This is a genomic window from Stenotrophomonas maltophilia group sp. vghtpe118 (genome assembly GCF_052605195.1).
This window is the reverse complement of record NZ_CP199672.1, coordinates 2,806,385-2,825,874: the sequence shown is the minus strand read 5'-3', so window position 1 is coordinate 2,825,874 and position 19,490 is coordinate 2,806,385. Positions and strand designations below refer to the sequence as shown.

The 19,490-nt window shown below is 67.7% G+C and carries 17 protein-coding genes; 7 read left to right on the top strand and 10 right to left on the bottom strand.

Annotation, left to right across the window (positions count from 1 at the left end):
* Window positions 1–26: 26 nt before the first annotated feature.
* Both ACUDTM_RS12870 and ACUDTM_RS12865 read right to left on the bottom strand, forming a co-directional pair.
* A complete protein-coding gene (locus ACUDTM_RS12870) occupies window positions 27–551 on the bottom strand; it encodes a GNAT family N-acetyltransferase (RefSeq protein WP_151355281.1) in 525 nt (174 codons plus the stop codon).
* 200 nt (window positions 552–751) lie between these two features.
* On the bottom strand, window positions 752–2,728 hold the full coding sequence (locus tag ACUDTM_RS12865; protein WP_072167416.1) for a UvrD-helicase domain-containing protein: 1,977 nt from the start codon (window positions 2,726–2,728) through the stop codon (window positions 752–754).
* A gap of 99 nt (window positions 2,729–2,827) precedes the next feature.
* On the opposite strand from ACUDTM_RS12865, the gene ACUDTM_RS12860 reads away from it, so the two are divergent.
* Entirely contained in the window at window positions 2,828–3,499 is a 672-nt protein-coding gene (locus ACUDTM_RS12860) for an SEL1-like repeat protein (protein ID WP_088496794.1), read from the top strand.
* A gap of 124 nt (window positions 3,500–3,623) precedes the next feature.
* Window positions 3,624–4,244, top strand: coding sequence for a thymidine kinase (locus ACUDTM_RS12855; RefSeq protein ID WP_008264720.1), 621 nt, complete (start codon window positions 3,624–3,626; stop codon window positions 4,242–4,244).
* Window positions 4,245–4,757: 513 nt separating this feature from the next.
* Here ACUDTM_RS12855 and ACUDTM_RS12850 read toward each other — a convergent pair.
* From ACUDTM_RS12850 to ACUDTM_RS12835, 4 genes are all read right to left on the bottom strand, one after another.
* Window positions 4,758–6,362 (bottom strand): glucan biosynthesis protein, encoded by a 1,605-nt coding sequence (locus tag ACUDTM_RS12850; protein ID WP_072167419.1) that lies wholly within the window; start codon window positions 6,360–6,362, stop codon window positions 4,758–4,760.
* A 104-nt stretch (window positions 6,363–6,466) separates the two neighbouring features.
* The gene (mutM, locus tag ACUDTM_RS12845) at window positions 6,467–7,279 is read right to left on the bottom strand and encodes a bifunctional DNA-formamidopyrimidine glycosylase/DNA-(apurinic or apyrimidinic site) lyase (protein ID WP_072167420.1); all 813 of its coding nucleotides are present in this window, start codon (window positions 7,277–7,279) and stop codon (window positions 6,467–6,469) included.
* Between the two features lie 19 nt (window positions 7,280–7,298).
* Window positions 7,299–7,631, bottom strand: a complete 333-nt coding sequence (locus tag ACUDTM_RS12840) for a hypothetical protein (protein ID WP_088496598.1) — start codon at window positions 7,629–7,631, stop codon at window positions 7,299–7,301.
* Window positions 7,628–8,830 carry a DesA family fatty acid desaturase gene (locus tag ACUDTM_RS12835; protein ID WP_072167421.1) on the bottom strand — a complete coding sequence of 401 codons (1,203 nt, stop codon included), beginning with the start codon at window positions 8,828–8,830 and terminating at the stop codon, window positions 7,628–7,630. Before ACUDTM_RS12835 ends, ACUDTM_RS12840 begins: the two co-directional genes overlap by 4 nt.
* Before the next feature lie 151 nt (window positions 8,831–8,981).
* On the opposite strand from ACUDTM_RS12835, the gene ACUDTM_RS12830 reads away from it, so the two are divergent.
* The gene (locus tag ACUDTM_RS12830) at window positions 8,982–9,803 is read left to right on the top strand and encodes an ABC transporter ATP-binding protein (protein WP_053496707.1); all 822 of its coding nucleotides are present in this window, start codon (window positions 8,982–8,984) and stop codon (window positions 9,801–9,803) included.
* A gap of 124 nt (window positions 9,804–9,927) precedes the next feature.
* On the opposite strand, the gene ACUDTM_RS12825 is transcribed toward ACUDTM_RS12830, so the two are convergent.
* Both ACUDTM_RS12825 and ACUDTM_RS12820 read right to left on the bottom strand, forming a co-directional pair.
* Entirely contained in the window at window positions 9,928–11,130 is a 1,203-nt protein-coding gene (locus tag ACUDTM_RS12825; RefSeq protein WP_072167422.1) for a DUF4785 domain-containing protein, read from the bottom strand.
* A gap of 11 nt (window positions 11,131–11,141) precedes the next feature.
* Window positions 11,142–12,020, bottom strand: a complete 879-nt coding sequence (locus ACUDTM_RS12820) for a hypothetical protein (RefSeq protein ID WP_072167423.1) — start codon at window positions 12,018–12,020, stop codon at window positions 11,142–11,144.
* Window positions 12,021–12,281: 261 nt separating this feature from the next.
* Here ACUDTM_RS12820 and ACUDTM_RS12815 point away from each other — a divergent pair, with 261 nt between their 5' ends.
* On the top strand, window positions 12,282–13,121 hold the full coding sequence (locus ACUDTM_RS12815; RefSeq protein ID WP_072167424.1) for an acid phosphatase: 840 nt from the start codon (window positions 12,282–12,284) through the stop codon (window positions 13,119–13,121).
* Between the two features lie 131 nt (window positions 13,122–13,252).
* Here ACUDTM_RS12815 and ACUDTM_RS12810 read toward each other — a convergent pair whose 3' ends face one another.
* Entirely contained in the window at window positions 13,253–15,523 is a 2,271-nt protein-coding gene (locus ACUDTM_RS12810; RefSeq protein ID WP_445391349.1) for a TonB-dependent receptor, read from the bottom strand.
* Window positions 15,524–15,683: 160 nt separating this feature from the next.
* Between ACUDTM_RS12810 and ACUDTM_RS12805 the strand changes: the two genes are divergently transcribed.
* Both ACUDTM_RS12805 and ACUDTM_RS12800 read left to right on the top strand, forming a co-directional pair.
* The gene (locus tag ACUDTM_RS12805) at window positions 15,684–16,700 is read left to right on the top strand and encodes a TIGR00266 family protein (RefSeq protein WP_072167426.1); all 1,017 of its coding nucleotides are present in this window, start codon (window positions 15,684–15,686) and stop codon (window positions 16,698–16,700) included.
* A gap of 244 nt (window positions 16,701–16,944) precedes the next feature.
* The gene (locus tag ACUDTM_RS12800) at window positions 16,945–17,937 is read left to right on the top strand and encodes a patatin-like phospholipase family protein (RefSeq protein ID WP_111201599.1); all 993 of its coding nucleotides are present in this window, start codon (window positions 16,945–16,947) and stop codon (window positions 17,935–17,937) included.
* Window positions 17,938–17,976: 39 nt separating this feature from the next.
* Here the strand turns inward: ACUDTM_RS12800 and ACUDTM_RS12795 are convergent, their stop codons facing one another.
* A complete protein-coding gene (locus tag ACUDTM_RS12795; protein WP_005411782.1) occupies window positions 17,977–18,462 on the bottom strand; it encodes an Lrp/AsnC family transcriptional regulator in 486 nt (161 codons plus the stop codon).
* Window positions 18,463–18,587: 125 nt separating this feature from the next.
* On the opposite strand from ACUDTM_RS12795, the gene phhA reads away from it, so the two are divergent.
* Window positions 18,588–19,481 carry a phenylalanine 4-monooxygenase gene (gene phhA, locus ACUDTM_RS12790; protein ID WP_053496712.1) on the top strand — a complete coding sequence of 298 codons (894 nt, stop codon included), beginning with the start codon at window positions 18,588–18,590 and terminating at the stop codon, window positions 19,479–19,481.
* Window positions 19,482–19,490 lie beyond the last annotated feature (9 nt).

Here is a 19,490-nt window from a genome sequence, read left to right as displayed (position 1 = left end):
CGGTCGGCACCTACCAACATCAGGGATCAGACCTCCGCCGCTCCCGGCGTGGCATACAGCCGGCTCGGGCTGTCCACGCCCGGCAGCTGGATCACTCCGCGCTCCTGCATGCCCAGGCCCAGCAGGATCTTCCCGGACACCACGTTGTCCAGATCGGTAATGCCATACAGATCCTGCAGGCCCAGCGCTCCGCGTGCATGCGCGAACACCGCACGCGCCGCCTCACCGGCATAGCCCTGCCCGGCAAATTCCGAGAGCACCGCATAGCCGATGTCCGGCCCCGGCAGGCCATCACGCCGCACCAGCCCGGCATTGCCCAGCCACGCGCCATCGGACAGCCGCTCGATGGCGTACATGCCGAACCCGTTCAAGGCATAGCTGTGCAGCACCCGCAGCGCGATGTACTCCCGCGCCTGTTCCTCGCTGCGTACGTTGCGGTCACCAATGAAGCGCACGAAGCCCGGATCGTTCAACAGTGCCAACATCGGCACCGCATCGCGGTCGGGCTCGATCGCACGCAGACGCAGGCGTTCACTTTCAATCGGATGCACGCGCAGACCTCCAGCCGAAACCCCGATTCTGCCTCAACCCCCGGCTGTTGAATTTTATTTTCTTTGCATTGCCGTGGAAGGACACGCCCGGGGGTCACTTCAGGGACGGGTTCACGGCGTCCCCCGCGAACCCACCCCGACCGGCCAGCCACCGAACCAACGCGTGCTCCACCACGGAGGGGCGGCGCCGTTGGAGCGCCTTAGTCGAACAACGCCTCGATCGCCGCCAACCCCGCGCTCGCCCGTTCCTTCTTGCGCGCCGCATCGGCCACCGGGTCAGCACCGTCGCGCTGGATCTCCTCGGCCGGGATCTCATCGAAGAACCGGCTCGGCTTCAGCCGCACATGCTCGCCGAACTTGCGCGTGAGCTTGCTGTAACTCATCCACAGCTGGATCTTGGCGCGGGTGATGCCCACGTACAGCAGGCGCCGCTCTTCCTGCAGGTTGCCCTCGTCCAGGCTGACCTGGTGCGGCAACACGCCGTCCTCGCAGCCAACGATGAACACGTACGGGAATTCCAGGCCCTTGGAGGCGTGCATGGTCATCATGCGCACCTGGTTGCCGCCCTCGTCCTTGTCGCTGCGCGACAGCAGCGCCAGCTGTCCGGCCAGGTCGGCCGCAGTGGCGCCGCGCGGGCCGCCCTCGAACCACTGCGCCAGTTCCTCGATGTTGTTGGCGCGGCGCTGGTAACTGGCCTCTTCCTTGGCCTGCTGGCGCAGTTCGCTGAGCAGGCCCGATTCCTTGGCGACCTTGCGGATCATGTCGCCGGAGCTGACCTGGCGCATCTGCGCGCGCAGGTCGCGCAGGATGTCGGTGAAGCGCGCCAGGCTGTTGGCCGCGCGCGGTGGCAGCTGCTGCAGCGCACCGATCGACTCGGCGGCATGCGCCATCGGGATGTCCTTTTCCTGCGCCAGCTCGGCCAGCCTGGCCAGCGTACCGGCACCCACGTCGCGCTTGGGCGACTGCACCGCGCGCATGAACGCGGTGTCATCGTCCGGGTTCACCAGCAGCCGCAGCCAGGCCAGCGTGTCCTTCACTTCCTGGCGTTCCAGGAACATCGTGCCGCCGGTCAGGTGGTAGGGGATGCGCAGCAGCTGCATCGCCTTTTCCAGCGGCCGCGACTGGAAGTTGCCGCGGAACAGGATGCAGAAGTCACTCCACGGCACGTTGCGCGACTGCGCCACGAAGGCGATCTCGGCGGCCACCTTTTCCGCCTCGTGTTCGCTGTTGCGGCATTCCCACACCCGGATGCGCTCACCGTCGGCCTGGTCGCTCCACAGCTTCTTCAGGTGCTCGTGCGGGTTGTTGGCGATCAGCGCATTGGCTGCGCGCAGCACGCGGTTGGAGCAGCGGTAGTTCTGCTCCAGCTTGATGATTTCCAGCGTGGGGTAGTCACGCCCCATCTGCTGCAGGTTCTCCGGGTTGGCGCCACGCCAGGCGTAGATCGACTGGTCATCGTCACCCACGCAGGTGAAATTGCCTTTCTCACCAGCCAGCTGCTTGAGCAGGCGGTACTGCGCGTCGTTGGTGTCCTGGCATTCGTCCACCAGCAGGTAGCCGATGCGCTCGCGCCAGGCCAGGGCGATCTCGGGGTTCTCTTCCAGGATCTGCACCGGCAGGCGGATCAGGTCATCGAAATCGACTGCATTGAACGCGGTCAGCCGCAGCTGGTAGCGCTCGTAGACGCTGGCCGCTTCCTTCTCGCGGTTGCTGCGTGCGGCGGCCATCGCCTGCTCGGGCGACAGCCCGGCGTTCTTCGCGCGCGACACCAGGTTCTTCATGTCCTCGATGTCATCGGGCTTGGCGCCGTGCATCAGGTCCTTGATCTGCGCGGCGGCATCATCGGCATCGAAGATGGAGAAGCCGCGCTTCAGGCCCACGGCGGCATGTTCGATCTGCAGGAACTTCAGGCCCAGCGCATGGAAGGTGCAGATGGTCACCTCGTCAGCGTCCTGCTCGCGTAGGCGCTTGGCCACGCGCTCGCGCATTTCCTTGGCCGATTTGTTGGTGAAGGTGATCGCCGCGATGCGGCGCGCCGGATAGCGGCCACTGCCGATCAGGTGGGCGATCTTCTCCACGATCACCCGCGTCTTGCCGCTGCCGGCGCCGGCGAGCACCAGCAAGGGGCCTTCGATGTGCAGGACGGCGGCGGCTTGGGGGGGATTGAGACCGTGCATGGGGACAGGATTGTAGCGGGGTGCCGGCGGGCCGACCTGACTTGCATGACGCCTGGCCCTAAGGTATTGAGTCGACTCCGGAACACAGGAGCGTGGTCCATGTCGTTGAACATCATCGCCCGCCCGCTGGCGGCTACCCTGCTGGGCCTGCTGGCCGTGCCTGCGGCCGGGTCCAGCCCGGCACCGCCTGCCGACGCCTATGAAACCATCGTGCTGCAGTCGCACGAGTTCCTCGTCTACCATCCGGACCTGCGCTTCCGTGGGCTCGGCATGCAGGCCCGCGAGCGGGGCCGCCACGAAGAGGCCCGCAACGACTTCCGCAATGCCGCGCGCTACGGCGACAAGCTCTCACAGGCAGCGCTGGCCGACATGCTCTGGAACGGGCAGGGCGGTCCGGTCGACCGCGCCCTGGGCTATGCATGGATGGACCTGGCGGCCGAGCGCGGCACCGAATGGCTGGTGGTACAGCGCGAACGCTTCTGGGAGGCGCTGTCCGCCGACGAGCGCGAGCGCGCGGTGCGCGAGGGCCGCGCGCTGTATGCCGAGTTCGGCGATCCGGCCGCGACGCCGCGGCTGGAACGTGAACTGCGGGCCGGCAGCATGCGGCAGACCGGCAGCCGCGCCGGCTGGAACGGCGCCATGCGCAGCCAGGGCCGTGGCGATGCGGGAGCCCGTGTGCTGCAACCGGAAAAGCACCAGTTGGCGCGCTACTGGGACCCGGTGGCCTACCGGCAATGGCAGGACGAGGAGCTGGCCAGATCGGGGCGATGAGCCACGCCGGCCAGGCCATCGTTGCCTCGGCGCTGCTGGCACCGGGGTACGCGACAGCCGGCACGTGATCGCCCGGCCACGGCCGATCCGCGACGGCGGGCCGGGTGGCGACTAGAATTGGCCGATGGCCAAGCTCTACTTCTACTACTCGGCGATGAACGCCGGCAAGACCACCACCCTGCTGCAGAGCGCGCACAACTACCGCGAGCGTGGCATGCGCGTGGCGATCCTGACCCCACGCCTGGACGACCGTGCCGGCGCCGGCGTGGTCGCCTCGCGGATCGGCCTGCGCGCTGACGGCATGGCCTTCGACCGCGATACCGACCTGCAGCGCTGGGTGGAGCAGGATCTGGCAGCCAACGGCCCGATGGGCTGCGTGCTGGTGGACGAGGCGCAGTTCCTGACCCGCGCCCAGGTCTGGCAGCTCAGCGAGGTCGTCGACCAGCTGCGCATTCCGGTGCTGTGCTACGGCCTGCGTACCGACTTCCGCGGCGAGCTGTTCGAAGGCAGCCAGTACCTGCTGGCCTGGGCCGACGAGATGCAGGAAATCAAGACCATCTGCCACAGCGGCAAGAAGGCGACGATGACCGTGCGCGTGGACGAGCATGGCCACGCCGTGCAGGACGGCCCGCAGGTGGAGATCGGTGGCAACGACCGCTACGTATCGGTCAGCCGCGCGGAGTTCAAGAAGATCACCCGCGGCGAAGGGCGGATCGACCCGGCGCAGGCCCCGCTGCCGTTGTAAAGGGTGTTCGGCAGGGCTGCGCCCTGCACCTGCAGAGGCAACAGCAACGTCAACAGCGAAAGCTGGCATTCCGTGGGAAGGCGGGGCACTGTGGGTGTGCGGGGACGGCGCAAGTACGTCCATGTAGCCTTGGTCGCCGCATCCATGCGGCTCACACCCCGCAAACCCACAGTGCCCCGCCTTCGACAATTGGCCGGCGGCCAGTAGATCCACGCCATGAGTGGATGAAATCTGTCAGATATCGAATGAAATTCCGGGGTCAGATCCGTTTTCCTTCGGAAAACGGATCTGACCCCATGAGCTGTTCCGACAGATCGCGGAGGTCTGTCGAAGGCGGGGTGGGTCCGGTTGCGGGGGCGTGAGCCGCATGGATGCGGCGACCGAGCTTACAGGGACGTACTTGCAGCGTCCCCCGCAACCGGACCCACCCCGCCATCCCACGGAATGCACGCATTTGACGTTGCCTTGGCTTGAAGCGGGTGCAGGGCTGCAAGCCCTGCAATCCCAAACCACTCAGTACAGCGTGCGCTCCGGCGCACCGGCCGGCGGCGGGGTGTACTGGTACAGCCAGGTCTCGGTGAGGGTCTTGCCACCACTGCGCAGGAACAGGCGGATGTCGATCTGCTCGGTACTGCCTTCCGGCGGCACCAGGTCGAACATCGCGCGATAGCCGTTGATCTCGCGCAGCGGGCGCGCCGAAACGATCTCGACCCGGCCACGGCTGGCTTCCACCACCGCTTCGACCTCGGCCTTGTCGATCAGCCTGGCCAGTTCGCCACCTTCGAAGTCCACCGCGAAGCGCCAGCTGAAGTACTCGCGCTTCTTGCCGACCACACCGCCCAGGCCGGTGCGGCTGGCCACGCAGTGCGCCAGCGGCGGGCGCGCCGGCGGTTCGGCGCCCCAGTACAAGCGGTAACCGACCAGCAGCTCCTGGCCCGGCTGTGGCTTTTCCTTCGGGTTCCAGAACGCCACGATGTTGTCGAAGGTCTCGTCCACGGTGGGAATCTCCACCAGCTGCACCGAGCCTTCGCCCCATTCGCCCTTCGGCTCCACCCACAGGCACGGGCGCTTCTCGTAGAACACGCCGTCGTCCTGGTAATGGTCGAAATTGCGGTCGCGCTGCAGCAGGCCGAAGCCGCGCGGGTTGCGGTCCACGAACATGTTGAAACGCAGGTTGCGCGGGTTCAGCAGCGGCCGCCAGATCCACTCGCCGGCACCGGTCCACAGCGACAGGCCATCGGTATCGTGGATCTCCGGGCGCCAGTCCCAGCCCATCCGGCGGTCGTTCTCGCCCACCTGGTACATGCTGGTGCACGGGGCGATGCCCAACCGCTCGATCGTCTTGCGCGGGTACAGCGCGCTGTCGATGTCCATCAGCAGCACGTCACCGTTGGTGATCGCGAAGCGATAGGCTCCGGCCACGCTGGGCGAATCCAGCAGGCCGTAGACCACGATCGTGTCCGAATCAGCCGACGGCTGTTCCAGGTAGTAGGCGATGAAATCCGGGAATTCCTCCGGCTTGCCCATGCCGGTGTCGATCGCCAGGCCACGCGCGGACTGCCCGTACTGGCCCTCCTTGCCGACCGCGCGGAAGTAGCTGGCGCCAAGGAAGGCGGCGAAGTCGCGGTCGGTGTCCTTGCGGGTGTTCAGGCGGAACCCGGCGAAGCCCAGATCGGCCGGCAGCTCGCCATCCTTGATGCCGCTCTTGCCGTAGTTGAACGCCGCGCCGTCATACGCCAGTTCCTGCGCCTTGCCGTCGACCACGTCGAACATGCGCACCGGCGAATGGAAGTACAGGCCCAGGTGGAAGAACTTGGCCTGGAACTTGCCGGGCTGGTCGGCCCACAGCGCATGGTCCTGGCGGTAGCCAATCGACTGGTACTGGTCCCAGTCGAGGCCTTCCAGGCGGCCCGGCAACACCCGCTTGTGGCTCTTGTAGGGTGCCTGTGCCAGCGCGCGCGCCTGGCCCTTCAGGGTGGCGAAGTCGAACGGCTGCGGTTGGCCGAGGCGGCGCAGGCCCATCTGGCCGCTCCTGCTGGCCGCGCACGCGGGCAGGGACGGCAGGCCGAATGCAGCCAGGGCGAGGGAGGCATTGCGGATGAAGTCGCGTCGTTGCATGCAGGCGCGTCAGGCACAGAGGGAAGGTCGGCCATGATAGGCAGACAAACGTTAACGGGCAGCGGAGACGCGCCCTGCCCGTTCAGCTGCCGCTGGTCGCCGGCTCAGCGCTGGCAGTGGCTGCACCAGACGCTGGCGCGCTGGCCGATGGTGGCGTGCTTCAGCGCGCGCCCGCAGTTCGGGCACGGCAGCCCGTCGCGGCCGTACACCAGCAGCTCCTGCTCGAAGTAGCCCGGCGCACCATCGGGGCTGATGAAATCGCGCAGGGTGGTGCCGCCGCGGGTGATGGCGTAGCCCAGGATTTCCTTCACCGCGTCGGCCAGCCGCTGGTAGCGTTCTCGCGAGATCTTTCCTGCCTCGCGCAACGGGCTGATGCCGGCCTTGAACAGGCTCTCGGCGGCGTAGATGTTGCCCACGCCCACCACCACCGCCTGGTCCATCAGGAAGGTCTTCACCGGCGCGCTGCGGCCCCGGCTGCGGTTGAACAGGTAGTCGCCGTCGAACGCGTCGTCCAGTGGCTCCGGGCCCAGCCCCTGCAGCAGCGGGTGGATCTCCCCAGCCGGCTGCCAGAGCAGGCTGCCGAAGCGGCGCGGGTCGTTGAAGCGCAGCAGGCGGCCGTTGTCCAGGCTGATGTCAACGTGGTCATGCGCCCGCAGCGGGGTATCACCGGGCAGCACGCGCAGGCTGCCGGACATGCCCAGGTGCAGCACGGCGCTGCCGATGGCGGTATCCAGCAGGAGGTACTTGGCGCGCCGGCGGATGTCCTCGATGCGCTGCCCCGGCAGCAGCTCGGCCACTTCCGGTGGAATCGGCCAGCGCAGGTCGGCGCGGCGCAGGATCACGCCATGCACGCGCCGGCCCTGCAGGTGCGGCGCCAGGCCGCGGCGGGTGGTTTCGACTTCGGGCAGTTCAGGCATGGTGCGATTCTACGCCCGCTCAACGCGGCGGCGCGGACAGCTCGCGGGCATCCAGGAAGCCATCACCGTTGGCATCCTGCTTGTGGAAGCGCTGCACGATCACCTGCCGCTGCTGCTCGCGGCGGATTGCCCTGCCCTTGCCGCCGGGCAGCTCGTCGGCGCTCAGTACGCCATCACCGTTGCGGTCCATGCGATCGAAGGCATACAGCATCCACTGCACGTACTCGGCCTCGTTGACCTTGCCGTCGCCATCGCTGTCCATCCGCTGCAGATAGCTGGCGGTGTCGGTGACCTGGGCCAGCGCCGCACCCGGCAGCAGCGCCGCCAGCAGAAGCCCATACCCTGCCCTCACGCGCCCACCAGACTGTAGCCCTTCAAGCGTGCGGCGTAGGCCTGCAACGCCGCGATACCGCTTTCCTCGGCCTCGCGGCACCACGCCTGCAGCTGATGCAGGCGCTCGGCGGCGTCGTGGCCACGGGCTTCCAGCAGCGCAGCCAATCGCCCGCGGTACTCGACCAGGGTGCGGATGCGCGGCCGCTGCGCCACCCATGCGCTGAGCTGGGCGCGGCTGTCCGGCTTCAGCCAGCGGCCATCGTTGACCAGGCCACGGCGCAACCGGCGTGGCAGCAGGCGGCGCAGCTTGGCCCCGGCCTGCGCGGCCTCCTCGCGCAGGGCTGGCATGAACACGTTGCGCTGGTAATCGGTCATCGCCTGGAAGCGGTGCGACAGCAGCGCCTTCAGCGTTTCGGCATCGGGCACGGCGATGTTCGGGCGCACGTCCATGGCCGGCGCCACCCGCAGCACCCTGGCCAGGCGCAGCGCCTGCAGCAGGCGGATCGCACTCCAGCCGATATCGAACTCCCAGCGCCGCATCGCGAAGCGCGCCGAACTGGGGAAGGCATGGTGGTTGTTGTGCAGCTCCTCGCCACCGATCCAGAACCCCCACGGCGTGAGATTGGTGGAGGTATCGGCCGACTCGTAGTTGCGGTACCCCCACCAGTGGCCCAAGCCATTGACTACGCCCGCCGCCCAGAACGGGATCCACGCCATCTGGATCGCCCACAGCGCCACGCCGGGCAGGCCGAACAGCACACTGTTGATCGCCAGCAGCACTACCGGCCCCAGCGTGGCGTGCGGGGTATACAGGTGGCGCTCGATCGCGTCGTCCGGCGTGCCGCGCCCGTACTGCTCGATGTCCGCGCGCATGCCGCGCGCTTCGCGGTACAGCTCCACGCCATGCCAGAACACCTTGCCGATGCCGCGGGTGACCGGGCTGTGCGGATCGTCCTCGGTCTCCACCTTGGCGTGGTGCTTGCGATGGATGGCCACCCACTCGCGGGTGATCATCGACGTGGTCAGCCACAGCCAGAAGCGGAACACGTGCGCCAGCGCCGGATGGAAATCGACCCCGCGATGGGCCTGGCTGCGGTGCAGGTACAGGGTTACCGAGAAGATGGTGATCTGGGTGAAGACCAGCAACACCGCCAGCATGGCCCACCCTCCCAGGCCGAGCACACCACCGGTCAACAGGGACATCAGGGCATCAGACATGGCAGCTCTCCGGATCGACGCGGGGATGGCAGACATGATGGGCGCTTGCGTTGCAAACTGCATCCCTGCGGCGATGTATCGCATCGCCATTCGTGGCACCGTTCACAGTTGGGGACCTGAGTTGTCGAGCCTTGATCCACGCGCCAGCACCATGACTGCCGCCCCGCCCGTTGCGGAGCTGCCCCCCTTGATCGAACTGGACCGCGCCACCGTGGTGCGCGGCCAGGTGAAGGTGCTGCACGGGCTCAGCCTGCGCATCGCACAGGGCCAGCACACCGCCCTGCTCGGCCCCAACGGCTGCGGCAAGTCGACCTTCATCAAGCTGATCACCCGCGAGCTGTACCCGCTGGCGCAGGTCGACGGTTCCGTGGCGGTAAGGGTGCTGGGGCAGAACCGCTGGCAGGTGGACCGGCTGCGATCGCAGCTCGGCATCGTCACCGGCGATCTCAGCAGCAATCTGGCCGACATGCCGGGCCTGACCGTGGAACAGGCAGTGCTGTCCGGCTTCTTCGCCAGCTACGTGGTGCCGGCCTTCCGCGAAGTGACCGCCGATATGCGCGCACGCGTGGGCGAGACACTGGCGATGACCGGCGCCCTGTCCCTGCGCGACCGCGCCTACGCCGAGTTGTCCGCTGGCGAGACCCGCCGCGTGCTGATCGCCCGCGCGCTGGTCAACCGGCCGCAGGCACTGCTGCTGGACGAACCCTCCACCGGGCTGGACCTGGTCGCCCGCGAGCAGCTGGTGGCGACCATGCGGGTGCTGGCGCAGCAGGGCATCACCCTGGTGCTGGTGACCCACCACATCGAAGAGATCATTCCCGAGATCGAGCGCGTGGTACTGCTGCGCGATGGCCGCGTGCTGGCCGACGGCACCCGCGCCGAGCTGCTGCGCAACGAACCGCTGTCGGCGGTGTTCGGCGGCGCGATCACCGTCTGCGAGCAGGAAGGCCGGCTGACCGCATACGCGGGGTGATCGGCATGCCGTTGTAGAGCCGAGCCCACGCTCGGCTGCTCCTGATCACGGCAAACGGCCGCCGAGCATGGGCTCGCCTCTACACAGGAGCAGCGGGCCGGACCCCGGCCCGCTGCACGCAACCTCAGAACCGCAACGCCAGCGCGCGCGACTCGATCGGTGCCATCCGGCTCTGGTCCTGCAGCTGCAGGTCGCGCAGCTCGTACGGTGCGCCAAAACCGGCCGGCAACGCGGCCTCGCCGAACGGCAGCACCAGCTGGCCGGCGCCTGGGCCATCGAACCACCCGGCTGCATGTGCCTGCGCGACCGGCTTCATCCGGCCATCGCGGGCCGTGGCATACAGCGTGCCGCGTGCCTCGTAGCGGCCTGCCGCAGCCACCTGCAGCGGCAGCGCCACCTGGCGGCTGGACGGGTCCGGTGCTGCATGGCCACTGAAACGCGCGGTCGGCCGTGCCACCGCGAAGGCCACCTTGCCATCGCGCAGCACGCCATCGGCCTGGGCGAACACCTGCAGCTCCCACAGCCCCTGCACGGTGCCGACGTCGGTCGGGATCCGCACCTGCGCGCGCAGGCTGCCATCGGTGGTGCGCAGCAGACGCTGCGGCCAACTGCGGCCATCCGGTGCGACCAGCAGGGCTTCACCACCCAGGCCGCCACGACGCGATGCCAGCTGCGCGGTGGTGGCGCCGTCTTCCAGCAGGCGTGCCTGCAGCTGCACGTTGCCACCGGCCAGCACCTGCGCCTGCTTGGCCTGCACTTCCAACCGCAGCGGGCTGTTCGGCTCCAGCACCTGCACCACATAGCGGCCCTGCGCCTGCGTGCTCTGCAGGGTGTACGCACCGGCGGCACTGGTCGCGCCGGTGCGCAGCATGCTGCTGCCATCACTCACCGGCATGCCGGCATCCTGCAGCGCGCGCGCATCGACACTGCGGGCCACGCTGCTGCGGCCAGCCGGGTCGCGCACCTGCAGGGTGTTGGCCGGCAGCGCGCGGGCTCCTGCGGCCGGACTCAGCTGGATCACCGCATCCGGCGCCGTCAGCGGCAGGTCCAGGCCGCGCTGCAGCTGCGTGCCATCGACCTGCTGCCAGTAACTGCGGCTGACCGAGGCATATGGCGTGGCCGCCTGCAGCGGCTGTGCCGGGTCCAGCGCCCAGGCAAACGACAACGGCGCGTGTTCGCTTTCATCGGCAGGCAGCGGCGCGGCCACCAATGCGGCAGGCACCTGATCGCCCGCGCGGGCCGCCTGCAGAGGCTGCGCGGCCTGCGCGGCGGAAAGGGACAGTACTGCCAGCACCGCACTGGCCAGCAGGGTGGAATGGGTCGTCATGGTCATCTCTCTCACTGGGTCAGGTCGTTGCGCAGCAGGGTGCCGAGGCCGAAGCACTCGCGCCGGCTCTGGTTGTGGCTGAGCGGTTCTGCGCCCTGGGTGCGCGCTTTGTCGGTGAACCAGGTGGTGCCGGCCGCCTTCTGGCTGCTGCACTCCAGAAAGCCATCGGAGCAGGACGACAACCAGTTCTGGGTGAATTCCAGGCCAACGTTGGCGGCATAGCCACCGCAGTAGCTGTTGCTGTCCCACACCGCCGATTCCACGTCACTGCCGACCACCGCGCGGAACGGCTTGGGCAGCGCCGGGCGACCGGCCGTGCCGTACAGGTTCTGCGCGTTGTAGGTGGCCATGCTGGCCACCTGCTGCTGGCGTACCGCGTCGTTCTTGTAGCCCAGCAGCCAGCCCAGTGACGTTTCGAAGGTATTGCCGTTGAGCACCGCATCGGCCAGCGGCGTGCCCGCCGAGGACGGCGCCAGTGCGGTGACCTTGCGCACCGTGCGGATGATCTTCGGATAGCGGCTGTCGTAGGTCGGGTTGGACAGGATCCAGCGCATCACGTTGCCGCCGTTGGAATGGGTGATCACCACCAGCTGGGTGATGCCACGGCTGTCGATGAAGCCGGTCAGCTGGTTGGCCAGGCAGCCGGCGGCCTCCGGTTTCCACATGTACTGGGTGAAGTCACAGTTGATGACCACATAGTTGCTGCTGTTCGGCAGGCCCTGGCGCACGGTGTCGATGATCGCCGGCTGCCAGTAGTCCTGGGTGGCGTTGGTCTGCGCGCCGGTGCCATGCACGAAGGCCACGCCGACCACGTCGGCGGCCTGCGTCGGTGCTGCTGCCAGCCCCAGAAGCAGGGCCAGGACGGTACTTCCTGTTGCGGTGCTGCGCATCGCTTCTCTCCCTCTGTCTTCGGATCCCCCCGACCCGGCTGGAACTGGACGGCCCCTGGTGCCTGCCGATGTGCCGATGCTCACGGTGCGGCCGCGTGAAAGTCCGTGCGCTGCGCCCGGATTCAGCAGACTGGCACCCTTCGATGACGTTCTTCATCTCCTGTGATGACCATGCCGGGTCTGGCCGTATGACCGATGGCCACTGCGGTGCCGCGCACGGGCTGCGATCATGACGCGATGTTTTTCCTCCGGAGCCCGTCCATGTCGATGATTTCCCACCCTGCCCGCCCGCTGCTCGGCCTCGCCGTTGCCGTGGCCCTGGCCGGCTGTGCTGCCACGGCCACCAAGCCGACCGCCGTCGAAGCCAACATCACCACCAAGGCCGTGGGCTATCTGGACAAGAGCGCTGTTCCGGCCAGCCTCGATCTGGTGCCGGCACCGCCGGTGGCCGGTTCGGCCGCCCTCGCCCTGGACGAACAGGTCAGCCGTGAAGCCCGCGCGCTGCGAGGCAGCCCGCGCTTCGCCCAGGCCGGCGTCGATGCGGAACTCGGCTTCCCCGAGGGTGCAAACCACTTCTCCTGCGCCGCCGACATCGACGTCGATGCGGTGAAGACTCCGGCGCTGTATCGACTGCTGGAGCGCAGCCGGATCGACGCCAGCGCCGCCACCAAGGCGGCCAAGAACCACTACCAGCGCCCGCGCCCGTTCATGGTCAACGGTGAGCCGACCTGCTCGCCGAAGGACGAGGATGGCCTGCGCAAGAATGGTTCCTATCCATCAGGCCACACCTCAATCGGCTGGGCCTGGGCACTGATCCTGTCGGAGATCGCGCCGGACCGCGCCGATGCCATCCAGGCCCGCGGCCGCAACTACGGCGAGAGCCGCCTGGTGTGCAACGTGCACTGGCAGAGCGACATCCTCGAAGGCCGCTTCATGGGCGCCGCCGCCGTGGCCCGCCTGCACGACAACGCGGCGTTCAACAAGGACCTGCTGGCCGCACGCAAGGAGATCGAGGCGGCGCGCAAGGCCGGTCGGCACTCCAGCCGCGACTGCGCCACTGAGAATGCGGTGCTGAAGGTGCGCCCGCAGAGCGCGCTGTAAGCCATGCCTCTGTAGAGCCGAGCCATGCTCGGCTCATGGCAGTCGAGCATGGCTCGACTCTACAGAAAGCAGGAAACAGAAGGGCCGGCATTGCGCCGGCCCTTCTTCATTGCACTACCGCAGCCACCGCATCAGAACTTCGCGGTGAACTCCACGCCCCAGGTGCGCGGCTCGTTGAGGAAGCCGGTCAGGTTGTTGAAGTCGATCGCACCGACCACGCGGGTCTGGTTGGTCAGGTTGCGGCCGAACACCGCCACGTCGTACTGGCCATAACCCCAGTTGTAGCCCAGGCGCAGGCCGCCTTCCAGCGAACTACGGCCGCGGAATTCCGGCGACTCGTAGATGAAGAAATTCACCGCGCTGCGGTAGGCCCAGTCGGTGTAGGCGTACAGCTCGCTGCCATCGCTGAGCGGGAAGCCCACGCGCAGGGTCGCGTTGTGGATCCACTTCGGCGCCTGCGGCAGCGGGTTGCCGTTCACCAGCGCGTAGGTCTGGCCGTTGATCACCGTGGTCGGGTCGGTGATGGTGCAGCCGCCGCCACAGATCGCCACCGCCAGGTTCTTGTCCTTGATCTCGGTGTCGTTGTAGCTGCTGCCAAAGGTCAGCAGGACGTTGTCGGCCAGGTAGGCCTCCAGGTCCAGCTCGACGCCCTGACCGATGGTCTTGTCGGCGTTGAGCAGGGTGGCGGTGTTGTTGGCACCGCCCACGGCGATCAGCTGCTGGCCATCGACGTCGTAGCGGAACACGCTCAGGACCAGGCGCGCGCGGCGCTCGAACAGATCGGCCTTGACGCCGGCCTCGTACGAGATGACCTTCTCCGAATCGGCCTGCGACAGACCCGGCGCAAAGGCCAGGCGGCCCTGGATCGACGGCGCGCGGAAGCCCTTGGCCACGCGGGCGTAGGCGTTGATGTCGTCGGTCAGCTTGTAGACGCCGCTCAGGTCCCAGCTGACGTCGTTGACGTCGGTGTTGGCCAGGTACGGGCCACTGACCGGGGTGCCGAACGGAACCGCCTGCAGCACGCTGGCGCTGAAGTCCTTCTTGTCCTGGGTGTAGCGCACGCCGGCACGCAGCTTGAAGCGGTCGGTGACGTCGAAGTCACCCGAGGCGAACACTGCCCAGGCCTTGTTGCGCTGGTTCTGCACCACGTGGCCGGTCTGCGGATTGCCCGGGGCCAGCGAGTCGTAGTTGAAGTTGTTGATGGTCACGTCTTCATCGAAGTAGAAGACGCCGGCCTGCCAGTCGAAGCGGCCCCACTCGTTGGACTCGACGCGGAATTCCTGCGTCCACTGGCGGTGATGCGGCAGGCCATCAGCCGACTCCGAGGAGAACGGAATCAGGCCCGGGCCGTAGTTGCCGGCACCGAGGAAGGCCGCACCGTAGCCACCGTCGATGTCACCGCGGTTGAGCGATTCGGCGGTCTCGTAGCCGGTGATCGAGTGCAGGGTCACCGAGCCGAGGTTCCACTGCAGGCGCGCGCTGCCCCCCCAGGTCTCCAGGTCGGAGAAGTTGACGCCGTCGTTGGCCACCTTGTCGCGGTCGAAGTTCTCGACCAGCGAATTGCCACCCTTCTGGATGATGTTGGCGCGGAACAGGCGGGCGGTGCCGTTGAGCTTGCGCTTGTGCAGGTTGAACAGCGCTTCGAAGTCATCGCCTTCGTACAGGAACTGCACGCGGCCGGCCGCTTCGTCGTAGCCTTCGAAGCCGCTGTTGGGCGCGCCCACACGGGTGTTGTCGACCCAGTCGTCGCGGCGCTGGTAGATCGCCGAGACGCGTGCCGACCAGCGGTCAGTCAGCGGGCCGCCGTAGGCGCCCTGCACGTTCCAGCTGTTGTAGCTGCCATAGCCGACGCGAAGGTAGCCATCGGCATCCTGCGACGGGCGCGCCGAGTCGAACTTGACCACGCCGGCCGGCGTGTTGCGGCCGAACAGGGTGCCCTGCGGGCCACGCAGCACTTCCACGTTGGCCAGGTCGAACAGCGGGAAGCCCTTCAGCAGCGGGCTTTCCTGCACGACGTCGTCGTATACCAGCGACACCGGCTGCGAGGCATTGAGATCGAAATCGGTGTTGCCCAGGCCGCGGATGTAGAAGCGCGGGAAGGCACGGCCGTAGGACGACTCGATGTTGAGGCTGGGCACGCGTGCGGCCAGGAAACGGATGTCATCGCCGGCCGAACCGAGCACATCCAGCTTCTCGCCCTGGATCGCGCTGACTGCAACCGGTACGTCCTTGGCGTTCTCGACACGGCGCTGCGCGGTGACCTGCAGGGTGTCGAGGGCAACCGGATCCTTGGCGGCAGGGGTTTCCTGGGCGGCTGCTACCAACGGCAGCAGGGCGGAAAGAGCGGCAACGAGAGGGCGCGCGACCGGAAGGCGGCCACGGGAAGTGCGGGTCGGGGACATGGCGGTAGGCTGTGTTTGGAGGGGTGGTAAAACGGCGCTACCAGATAATTGTTGCAATACAGCACCTGCCCCGCAAATGCCGGCCGTTCATGGCCCCGTCGCCCTGCCCCCCGGGGCGCTCGCTAGACTCGGGGTTTTCCAGCGCCGCGGAGCCGCCGCAATGACCCAGTGGTACTTCCATGCCTCGGCCCAGGCCGACCGAATCGGACCGCTCGATGACCCGGCCGCGCGCCGCTACGCGCAGGCCAACCCGCGCGCGCTGGCCTGGTGCCAGGGCATGAGCGGATGGACCTCGATTGCCGAAGTGCCCGAACTGCAATCCGCAGCCCCGGGCATGCCCCACACCCCACCCCCGGTCCCCGCCACCGCCAGCGGCCGCGCCGACGACATCGAATTCCGCATCGTCGGCCATGAGATGCAGTTCGTGGAAATCGAGCTTGATCCCGGTGAGAGCGCCATTGCCGAGGCCGGCGCGTTGATGTTCAAGGACGCCACGGTGCAGATGGATACCGTGTTCGGCGCCGCCAATGGCGACCAGGGCGGCGGCTTCATGGGCAAGGTGATGGCTGCCGGCAAGCGCGTACTGACCGGCGAAAGCCTGTTCGCCACCGTCTACACCCAGAGCGGCCATGGCAAGGGCAAGGTCGCCTTCGCTGCGCCCTACCCCGGCACGGTGCTGGCGATGAAACTGGACCAGCACGGCGGCCGCCTGATCTGCCAGAAGGACAGTTTCCTGGCCGGTGCACGCGGCGTGCAGATCGGCGTGCAGTTCCAGCGCAAGATCATGACCGGCCTGTTCGGGGGCGAGGGTTTCATCATGCAGAAACTGGAGGGCGACGGCTGGGTGTTCATCCACGCTGGCGGCTGCGTGGTGGAGCGCGAGCTGGCCGCCGGCGAGCGCCTGGACGTGGATACCGGCTGCGTGGTGGCCTACCACCCGACGGTGGACATGGACGTGCGTCGGGTGGCCGGCATCAAGAGCATGCTGTTCGGCGGCGAAGGGGTGTTCCTGGCCACGTTGACCGGCCCCGGCAAGGTCTGGCTGCAGTCGCTGCCGTTCTCACGCCTGGCCGGCCGCATGTGGATGGCCGCACCGCAGGGCGGCGGCCAGAACCGCGGCGAAGGCTCGGTGCTGGGCGGCCTGGGCCGGATGCTGGATGGCGATAACCGCTTCTGACCGCCTCCGGTCGTGCCGGCCGCTGGCCGCTGGCCGGCAGCCTCATGGACCTTGGCGCGCATCCCGGTAGTGCCGGCCGCGGGCCGGCAGCCCCATGGACCGTTGCCAGGTTTCCCCTATGGTTGCCGGCCAACGGCCGGCACTACCTTTATGAATGGGCGATATTTCCCCACCCTGCCCGCCCCGCCGCAGCTTCGGTATGCTGGCGCCCTTTCCTGAATCCGGCGCCGTGCGCGCACTGCCGATGAGCCTGTTCCGCCCCCGCATGCTGCTGTCTGTCGCCCTGATCGGCCTGCTGGCCGGCTGCGGTGGCGACCCGGTCCGCCCCACGCCGCCGCCGGCGCCGACCGTGGTCCCACAGGCCAAGCCGGTGAAGATCGGCATCGCCCTGGGCGGCGGCGCGGCCAAAGGCTTTGCCCATATCGGCGTGATCAAGATGCTGGAGGCCAACGGCTTCGAGCCGGCCGTGGTCGCCGGCACCAGCGCCGGCAGCGTGGTCGGCGCCCTGTATGCCAGCGGCATGGATGCCTTCCAGATGCAGAGCAGGGCCGTGGCGCTTGATGAAGCCAGCATCCGCGATGTGCGCCTGTTCTCCGGTGGCCTGGTGCAGGGCCAGAAGCTGCAGGACTACGTCAACGAACAGGTTGCCAACCGTCCTGCCGAGCGCCTGAAAAAGCCGTTCGCCGCCGTCGCCACCCAGCTGGAAACCGGCGAGCGCGCAATCTTCGTGCGCGGCAATGTCGGCCAGGCCGTGCGCGCGTCGAGCAGCATCCCCGGTGTGTTCGAGCCGGTGAAGATCGGCGGCCGCAACTACATCGACGGTGGCGTGGTCAGCCCGGTACCGGTGGACGCTGCCCGCCAGCTCGGTGCCGACTTCGTGATCGCCGTCGACATCTCCAGCAAGGCCAGCGGCAAGGCGCCGACCGACATGCTGGGCATCGTCAACCAGTCCATCTCGATCATGGGCCAGCGCCTGGGCGAGCAGGAACTGGCGCGCGCCGACATCGTCATCCGCCCGAAGGTGCTGGACATCGGTGCCGCCGATTTCAGCCAGCGTGGCACCGCGATCCTGGAAGGCGAAAAGGCCGCGATGGCAGCGATGCCGCAGATCCGCGCGAAGATCCAGCAGCTGCAGCGCGCGCGCGCCGCAGCAGCCGCACCGGCACCGGTGGCCGCGCCGAAGTGCGAGGAAGCCTCGCGCCTGGGCAAGCTGATGGGCCGCAAGGACAAGTGCTGATCCATTGAAGCCAGGCCACCGGGCCCGCCCGGTGGTCGCTCAGGACTCCAGCTGCGACAGCGGCAACGCCTGGAAGCCCTTCACCGTGCGCAGCACGAAGCTGGAATTGGCATCGGCCACGCCACCGGCATTGAGCAGCCGGTCCAGCAGGAAGCGCGAGAAGTGCTCCAGGTCGCGCACGTACACGTGCAGCAGGTAGTCCATGTCGCCGGTCAGCGCGTGGCAGGCCACCACCTCGTCCCACGCCTGCACGCTGTCCACGAAGTGGCCGATGGCGGCCTGGTCGTGCTTTTCCAGCTGCACGCGCACGAAGGCCTGCAGGCCCAGCCGCAGCTGCCGTGGCTCCAGCCGCGCGCCATAGCCGACGATTACGCCCTCGCTTTCCAGCCGCTGCAACCGCCGCAGGCAGGCCGAAGGCGAGAGATTCACCCGCGCCGCCAGTTCGGCGTTGGTGGCGCGCCCATCCCGCTGGATTTCGGCCAGCAGGCGTATATCCGTGCGATCGAACTGGACTTCTCCGGCCATTGTTGCCCCGCAACATGGTGAGTACGCAAGGATATTGCGCCAACAAGGCCAATCGGCGCAACTTTTGCAACCCTGTTGCGCGTCCCCTGCCCTAGCATCGTGGGTATCCCATCCAGGAGTGCCGCATGGACCTCGCCCAGCCCCGCCGCGTCGAACACCAGCAGACCGACAAGGGCTACGTGCCGGTGTATACCACCGCGCTCGTCGAGCAGCCATGGGACACCTACAGCGCCGACGACCACGCAACCTGGAGCACGCTGTACCAGCGCCAGCGCGAGCTGCTGGTCGGCCGTGCCTGCCAGGAGTTCCTGGATGCGCAGGACGAAATGGGCATGAGCGCACACATGATTCCGCGCTTCGACCAACTCAACGAAGTGCTCGGCGCGGCCACCGGCTGGACCCTGGTCGGGGTTGAAGGCCTGTTGCCGGAACTGGATTTCTTCGACCATCTGGCCAACCGCCGTTTTCCGGTGACCTGGTGGATCCGCCGCCCGGACCAGATCGACTACATCGCCGAACCGGACCTGTTCCACGATCTGTTCGGCCACGTGCCGCTGCTGATGAACCCGGTGTTCGCCGACTACATGGAGGCGTACGGCCGCGGCGGCGTCAAAGCGCATGCGATCGGTCCGGATGCGCTGCAGAACCTGACCCGCCTGTACTGGTACACCGTGGAGTTCGGCCTGATCGACACGCCCGAGGGCCTGCGCATCTACGGTGCCGGCATTGTGTCGTCGAAGGGCGAGTCGCTGTACTCGCTGGAATCGGCCGCGCCCAACCGCATCGGCTTCGACCTGCAGCGGATCATGCGCACGAAGTACCGCATCGACACCTTCCAGAAGACCTACTTCGTCATCGACAGCTTCGAACAGCTCATGCAGGCGACCTCGCCGGACTTCACCCCGATCTACGCGGCACTGGCCAACCAGGCGCATCTGCCGGCCGGTGAAGTGCAGGGCGACGACCGCGTGTTCCAGAAGGGCACCGGCGAAGGCTGGGCCGACGGCGGCGACGTGTAAGCACACAAC

Coding starts and splice junctions, on each gene's coding strand:
- ACUDTM_RS12820 (WP_072167423.1), bottom strand. CDS start 12,020: ATGCGCAGCACCGCAACAGGAAGTACCGTCCTGGCCCTGCTTCTGGGG.
- ACUDTM_RS12805 (WP_072167426.1), top strand. CDS start 15,684: ATGACCCAGTGGTACTTCCATGCCTCGGCCCAGGCCGACCGAATCGGA.
- mutM (WP_072167420.1), bottom strand. CDS start 7,279: ATGCCTGAACTGCCCGAAGTCGAAACCACCCGCCGCGGCCTGGCGCCG.
- phhA (WP_053496712.1), top strand. CDS start 18,588: ATGGACCTCGCCCAGCCCCGCCGCGTCGAACACCAGCAGACCGACAAG.
- ACUDTM_RS12810 (WP_445391349.1), bottom strand. CDS start 15,523: ATGTCCCCGACCCGCACTTCCCGTGGCCGCCTTCCGGTCGCGCGCCCT.
- ACUDTM_RS12865 (WP_072167416.1), bottom strand. CDS start 2,728: ATGCACGGTCTCAATCCCCCCCAAGCCGCCGCCGTCCTGCACATCGAA.
- ACUDTM_RS12795 (WP_005411782.1), bottom strand. CDS start 18,462: ATGGCCGGAGAAGTCCAGTTCGATCGCACGGATATACGCCTGCTGGCC.
- ACUDTM_RS12800 (WP_111201599.1), top strand. CDS start 16,945: ATGAGCCTGTTCCGCCCCCGCATGCTGCTGTCTGTCGCCCTGATCGGC.
- ACUDTM_RS12825 (WP_072167422.1), bottom strand. CDS start 11,130: ATGACGACCCATTCCACCCTGCTGGCCAGTGCGGTGCTGGCAGTACTG.
- ACUDTM_RS12860 (WP_088496794.1), top strand. CDS start 2,828: ATGTCGTTGAACATCATCGCCCGCCCGCTGGCGGCTACCCTGCTGGGC.
- ACUDTM_RS12815 (WP_072167424.1), top strand. CDS start 12,282: ATGTCGATGATTTCCCACCCTGCCCGCCCGCTGCTCGGCCTCGCCGTT.
- ACUDTM_RS12855 (WP_008264720.1), top strand. CDS start 3,624: ATGGCCAAGCTCTACTTCTACTACTCGGCGATGAACGCCGGCAAGACC.
- ACUDTM_RS12850 (WP_072167419.1), bottom strand. CDS start 6,362: ATGCAACGACGCGACTTCATCCGCAATGCCTCCCTCGCCCTGGCTGCA.
- ACUDTM_RS12830 (WP_053496707.1), top strand. CDS start 8,982: ATGACTGCCGCCCCGCCCGTTGCGGAGCTGCCCCCCTTGATCGAACTG.
- ACUDTM_RS12835 (WP_072167421.1), bottom strand. CDS start 8,830: ATGTCTGATGCCCTGATGTCCCTGTTGACCGGTGGTGTGCTCGGCCTG.